Source organism: Desulfobaccales bacterium (genome assembly GCA_041648175.1).
Classification (GTDB): domain Bacteria; phylum Desulfobacterota; class Desulfobaccia; order Desulfobaccales; family 0-14-0-80-60-11; genus 0-14-0-80-60-11.
Map to the genome: position 1 here is coordinate 1 of JBAZPO010000044.1, position 6,336 is coordinate 6,336.

Sequence of the window (6,336 nt, forward strand, 5' to 3'; positions counted from 1 at the left end):
CAAGTCGTTTGACGGCGCCGGTCCGGGGGTGGCACGTGGCCGCACCATCTACCGGGAAGCCGTTGATTTCGCCCATCTGCGGCACGCACGGTACCAATACTCTCCCTACCTGTTCGAAGCCCTGATGCAGTCGGCTTACTTCTCCATCGTCGCCATGGACCCGTCGGAACAACGATCCATGCTTCCCATTGAGATCGGGGAGATGAGGTTTTTGCGACCATGCCGGGTGGGGGAACAGATAACCGTGGAGGCCCGCTTGCGGGCGCAGGACGAGACCGGCCAGACCTGGGACGCCAGTGGGCTTGACGCTCAAGGCCGCCCCCTCATGCAAGTTTGGGGTATGCGGATGCACTGGGTCTCGGACTGATACGCAGCGAAGGCAAGATGGGAGTGGCTGTGGCCAAGGCTTGCCAAGACATAACTGTCCAGGCCGTGCGTTTCCTTGAAGGCCGGGGACAGGTTTTCTATGCCTCCTTGCCGTTTACCCTCGGAACCCTCAAAGGTTCCAGGACGCACGGGGCCGGAGAACAGCTGCGCTTAGTTTCCACCCTGTGGGATCATCTGGCGGCATTGAGGGCCAGGAAAAGTCCTCTGGGGAAAGGCGGTCAGGTTTCCAACCGCGCGGCTGCCCCGCTCAAGGTCGTCCACGACCCGCTGGGCCGGCCCCTTCTCCGGTGGGGAGAAAAACGGGGCCCGGCCATCTCCTGCAGCGCGGGTGGTGGAAAAATCTGGGCCGCCCTCTGTGGGGATGAGTCTGATATCGGCATCGATGTGGCCGAAGCCGGTGAATTCCAAGGAGAATACCCCGTGCACCGGGTCTTCCATGGGGATGAGCTGCACCACGTCTTGCGGTTGGCGGATGGAGATTTGGCCAGGGCCTCGGCCCTGCTCTGGTCTGTCAAGGAGGCTGTAGTCAAGGCCCTGGGGTGCGCCTTCCACCTCGTGGACCCGCGGCAAATCAACGTCTATCCGGCGGTAGGCAGCGACCGCGGCTATACCTTTCCCGTGGGGTTATCAGGGAAAGCGCTGGTGCGGTTTCCCCTCCACCCCGGGTCCATCTGGGTGCGTTCCCTTTCCCGGGCGCAGATGTGGCTTTCCATCGCCCTCTTGAATCGGCAAGAGCGATGAGGCGTTAGACCGCAGCGGACTGTGCATCGGTCTGCGGGGAGTGCCGGGAGTCTGGCTTTTTTTGAGGGATTCGCATATTTCTGTTAGCGGAGGTCCAGAAATGAACGTCAAGAATCTATCTCAGAACTTTAAGCAGGCTAGGGCTAAATCCGTCCTGATCGCGGCAGCCCTCCTGGTTTGGATTCTGGCGCCAACCGGGGCGCAGGCTATTTTAGGCACAAGTGAACCGGCCCCTTCTTTCTCACTGATGTCCGGAGACAATAAAAAGCTCACCCTTGACATGCTTAAGGGAAAGATTATCGTCTTGTTTTATGCAACCAGGGATACCGTCAATGTTAACGAGGACTTACAGCATTATCTGGATACGCTTTACGATGCGCAACCGCAAAATATTCAAAATCAAATCTTCCGATTGCTGGTCGTCAATACCATGGAGGCCACGTCTTTAACAGTTTGGAAACAAAAATTAATGGAAACCTCCGCGAAGTTGAAGATAACTATCTACGGGGATTGGAGCGGAGGCATGTTTGCGGCGTACCGGATGAGGGATAATGACAGCAATTTTGTCATTATAGATAAGCGGGGTATCGTCAGATTTGCCGCGTCCGGCCGGATACCCAACAGCCGGTTTGAGGCCATAAAAAAACTCCTTTTAGGACTGGCGACTGGCAACTAAGAAGCACCGGGGCCCAGCGGCTGAACTCTTTTTTAGGTCTCCGCAAGGGAAAATCGCCTTCCCCTGGATTTTTCCAGGTGAAGCGCAGCACCGGGGGTTTTAGTGCTTATCTTTGGTTTGAGCCTGGGAAAAGAGGTCGGCAGTAACACCTTGGGAACAGGCAAAAAGGAAATCCATGGCGAACCAAGCTGAACACGCCATCGAAGTCGAGAACCTGACGAAGCGTTACGGGGATTTGCAGGCGGTCAACGGCATATCCTTCAACGTCAGAAAGGGCGAAGTTTTCGCCTTTCTGGGCCCGAACGGCGCCGGCAAGACCACTACCGCCGAGATAATCGAGATGATCCGCAAGCCCACGTCGGGAACAGTGAAACTTCTCGGGATGGACGTCACCAAGAAGAAGCGCGCCATCGTCCCCCGGATCGGCGTCCTCCCCCAAGACTTCAGCTCCTTCGACCGGATAACGGTCAGAGAAACCATGCAGTACTATTCGCGACTATTCTCCGGCGCCAGTCGCCTCCGGCGGAACACCGATATCGACGGGCTGATAGAACTCGTGGCCCTCAAGGACAAGGCCACAGAGCAGTATAAGAACCTCTCCGGGGGCTTGAAGCAGCGCCTGGGCATCGCCATTGCGCTCGTGAACGACCCCGATGTCGTGTTCCTCGACGAGCCGACGACCGGGCTCGACCCCCGGGCCAGGCGCGAGGTGTGGGAAGTCCTGCTGGGCCTGAAGAAGAAGGGGAAAACGATATTTCTCACGACGCACTACATGGAGGAAGCGGAGATTCTGGCCGACACGGTCGCCATCATCTCGAAAGGGATGATCATCGCCACGGGCTCTCCCGCGGAGCTCATAGAAAATGCCACGAATTACCTGGTCCTGACGCTACAGTCCGTCGATGCCAACGCCTTTGAGATCATCCGGAAGTTGGGCTTCGAGCCGGTCCATGACAACCACCAAGACCTCAAGGTCAGGGTGGAGCACACGGAAGACATCCTGAAGGCACTAAATGCCGTTAAGGACGCGGGGGCGTCGTTCCTCAGCCTGGACGTTCGCAGGCCCAACCTCGAAGAGGTCTTCCTGAAGCTCACCGGCGAGGCGCTCCGCGCAGACCTGGCCGAGAGCGGGGAGGTGGTATGAATCTGCGAGTCATCAGCGCCAATCTCGTCGTCAAGCTCAAGACCTTCTACCGGGAGAGGACCGCGATGTTCTTCACCATTGCGTTCCCGATAATCCTGATTCTCGTGTTCGGCACCATTTTCCTGGACCGGGACCAATTGAGCTTAGACCTTTACGTGCAGGACCTCGACGACACCCACGGCTCGGCGCAGTTCATCAAGGCCCTGCAAATCAATGGGAACTTCAAGATAAAGAGGGTCGATCTCACCAGCGACGCCAGGGAATACGCCAAGAACCACAGGCTGAACCTTATCCTCGTTATTCCCAAAGACTTTGAAAACTTGCTCCATCAGAGGGTGGACCTCAAAGCCCCCGATGCCTCCGTTATCCTCGAGTATATCTACGACCCCAGCTCTACTTCGGTGAAGACGAAGATGGAATACCTGAACATGGAGTTTGCGGGGATGAACCAGAGGATGTCCGGAAAGCCGGGGTTCTACCGGTGGGAGGAGACCTCGATACTCAACAAGAAGTACCGATTTATCGAGTTCTTCATCCCCGGCGTCATCGCCATGGCGGTGATGACCGCATCCCTGTTCGGCACGGTGAACATGAACACGGAATTGTTGCAGAAGGGGATCATCAGGAAGCTAGCCACCACGCCCATCACGCGTACCGACTGGATACTATCGAACATCCTGTACCAGTTCGCACTCGCAATTATCTCCACGATTGGGATGCTGCTGGTGAGCTTCGGCGTGTTTCACACTGACCTCCAGATAAACGTCTGGCTCCCGGTGTTCATTTTGCTTGATGTCTTCGCGTTCGTCGGCATCGGCATGATACTCACCCGCTTTGTGCAGGAGGCGCAGAGCGCCGTCGCCGCCGCCAACGCCATCTCGTTTCCCATGATGTTCCTCGCGGGGAGCTTCTTCCCCATCGAGATGATGCCGGGCTTTTTGCAGACGTTCGCCAAGCTACTGCCTCTGTATTACGTGAACGAGGGCCTGCGGGCCTCCATGATCTTTAGCGACCACCTGGCCACCCTGCGTTACGCCGCCATAATCGGGGTTTTCGCGGCCGTGGTCTTCGCCTTGGGCATCATAGGCACCAAATGGGAAGAGGGTACGTGATTGCCAAGCACCTGCGGCTCGCCAGCCCTCGAGCCTTCTTTCCCGGCGACCTTACCGCCTGTACCCGCGGTCCTGGCGCGCAGTGAGTACAGTGGCACGAAGGGGCTGCTACCCAGCCTTCCCCCCGGTATCCGGGTTTCCCGTCCGCATAATTTCGCGACCCTTTTCTGGGAAAAGATCGGCAAGATAGACCCCGTACCCGGCCCCACATTTCCAGGGCTAAGGTTTGCCCGACCAGACGTTGGCCGGTTTGACCAAAAGTGATTCCCGGAAGGTGAAGACGTGAGAATAAAGCTTATCGCCCCCCATGAACAACTTGATGACACCAGTAATGTCAGGTTGATGAGGGTAAATCTGCCGCTGATAGCCGCGCTGACCCCGCCTGGCCACACGATTACCCTGGTCGATGAAGTTTATGCTGCCGATGACCCCGATCAAGAGGTGGATTTGGTGGGGATCACCGTCATGACCGACCTGGTGCCCAGGGCCTATCGTCTGGCCGACACCTATCGCCAAAAGGGGGTGCAGGTGGTGCTGGGCGGCATACACCCCACCATCTTGCCTGACGAAGCTTTAGGACATGCAGACGCGGTAGTGGTGGGAGAAGCGGAGGGTGTCTGGCCCCGGGTGGTAGCTGATGCCGCGTCGGGACAGATGCAAGGACTCTATCGGGCCGGTAAAAAGACAGAGCTCGCCGGCCTGCCAAGACCACGGCGAGATCTCTTCCCCAGAGGCAAACATCGGGGTTCTGCTCCTAGTTATGTCGGCATCGAGGCCTCCCGAGGGTGTCCGCACGATTGCGAATTCTGTTGCAGTGGCCAGACCATGGGGCGGCAATATCGAGTCAGGCCGGTTCCAGAGGTGATTGCCGAGATCGAGGCTCTTGATGCCCCTGACTTCTTCTTCGTCGATGACGCTATTGGACTGAACCGGGAGGTAGGAAAAAAGCTTTTTACGGAAATGATACCCCTGAAGCGGCTATGGATGGGGCAAGGAACCGTGTCGTTAGCTGAAGATATGGAGCTGCTAAAATTGATGCGACGTTCGGGGTGCAGGGGACTTTTGCTCGGATTCGAATCGGTCCAAAAAGGCACTCAGCATGAGATGAAGAAAATAAAGAACCTGAAGATCGATTTTTATGAAGCCATGCGCCGCTTCCATGGCGAAGGTTTCGGCATCCTTGGCGCCTTTGTTTTTGGCTTCGATTATGAAAACAAGGATGTATTCGAGCAGACCTTTGAGTTTATCATGAAAAGTGGCATGGATTGTGTCCAGCTGCGGGTTCTCACTCCTCTGCCAGGAACCCGGTTATATCAGCGTCTCTTAAGCGAAGGCAGGTTGTTTGAGCCTGACTGGTGGCTCCGCGGCTATCCTCCTGATACCCTCCTTTTTCACCCGCAGAGCATGACTGCTGACGAGCTCCTTAGTGGCTACGCCCGCTTGAACCGGCAAACCTATTCGTTCGGCTCCATGGCCAAACGGTTCTTTGGCATGAGCCCCTGGAAACGGACTCTACGCGGTTGTTTAATGTACGCCGTCATCAATATCTCTACCCGCAACCGTTATTTCAAAGGTTTGAAGAAGCCTCAGCCATTTGTCGGGGCTGCCAACGTCAGAGGCGAAATATAGGAAGTTTTTGAAAAAGTGGGAAAAACATGATCCGCTGCATCCCCAAAGGACTCTGTTCTTGGAATTTCGACATTGCTGGGAGCGGACACTCCGCAAGTGCCGAGTTCAATTGGATAGATGAGCAAGGGAGCATAACGATTGATGGTGAATATCATGATGTTCGGAAGCATGGTGTCTTTAGTGGACACTGGACGTTTGATGCCAATTCAACACCAGTAGCGAACGCCCAGAAATCAAGTGTTTTCACTCGAACATTCGAGTTGGAGATATCATCCGGAGCGGTCATCCTGCGTGCTCAGTCACCATTGGGCCGCACTATGCTTTTGGAAGGGGCCGGCTGCGACGGGGTGATTGCCCCCGCCCACCCCTTCACCCGGCGAGCATCAATCACCGGGCAGATTTCTGATTTCCGTACCGCGTGCTTTGCATTTTGGCTCACGGTTTTACTTTGGCGACGAGATGCGCAGCACGACCAGTCATGATTTTAGATCGAGCTAATAGCGAGTTGCGGTCAAAAGAATAGCATTGTCATTCTGAGCGCTGCGAAGAATCTAGTGTATTGTTTCACAAATACCTTTACAAAGTCTTTGAAGTTTTTCGAATATTGAGTCCGCGGTTGCGGTCCACATAAACGGTTTGGATTTGGC

The 6,336-nt window shown here is 55.8% G+C and carries 7 protein-coding genes; all 7 read left to right on the top strand.

The annotated features are described in order from the left end of the window. The coding region (locus WC600_18495) for a polyketide synthase dehydratase domain-containing protein (protein ID MFA4904721.1) at positions 1–367 on the top strand (367 nt) is incomplete at its 5' end. A gap of 17 nt (positions 368–384) precedes the next feature. Beyond that, a complete protein-coding gene (locus tag WC600_18500) occupies positions 385–1,128 on the top strand; it encodes a 4'-phosphopantetheinyl transferase superfamily protein (protein MFA4904722.1) in 744 nt (247 codons plus the stop codon). Positions 1,129–1,228: 100 nt separating this feature from the next. After that, entirely contained in the window at positions 1,229–1,804 is a 576-nt protein-coding gene (locus WC600_18505) for a redoxin domain-containing protein (GenBank protein MFA4904723.1), read from the top strand. A 175-nt stretch (positions 1,805–1,979) separates the two neighbouring features. Further along, positions 1,980–2,948: an ABC transporter ATP-binding protein gene (locus WC600_18510; GenBank protein MFA4904724.1), complete on the top strand. Its 969-nt coding sequence runs from the start codon at positions 1,980–1,982 to the stop codon at positions 2,946–2,948. Further along, entirely contained in the window at positions 2,945–4,060 is a 1,116-nt protein-coding gene (locus WC600_18515) for an ABC transporter permease (GenBank protein ID MFA4904725.1), read from the top strand. The genes WC600_18510 and WC600_18515 overlap by 4 nt, the downstream gene beginning before the upstream one ends. A 282-nt stretch (positions 4,061–4,342) precedes the next feature. After that, positions 4,343–5,689, top strand: a complete 1,347-nt coding sequence (locus WC600_18520) for a radical SAM protein (protein MFA4904726.1) — start codon at positions 4,343–4,345, stop codon at positions 5,687–5,689. A 26-nt stretch (positions 5,690–5,715) separates the two neighbouring features. Continuing rightward, positions 5,716–6,171: a hypothetical protein gene (locus WC600_18525; protein ID MFA4904727.1), complete on the top strand. Its 456-nt coding sequence runs from the start codon at positions 5,716–5,718 to the stop codon at positions 6,169–6,171. Positions 6,172–6,336: the final 165 nt, after the last annotated feature.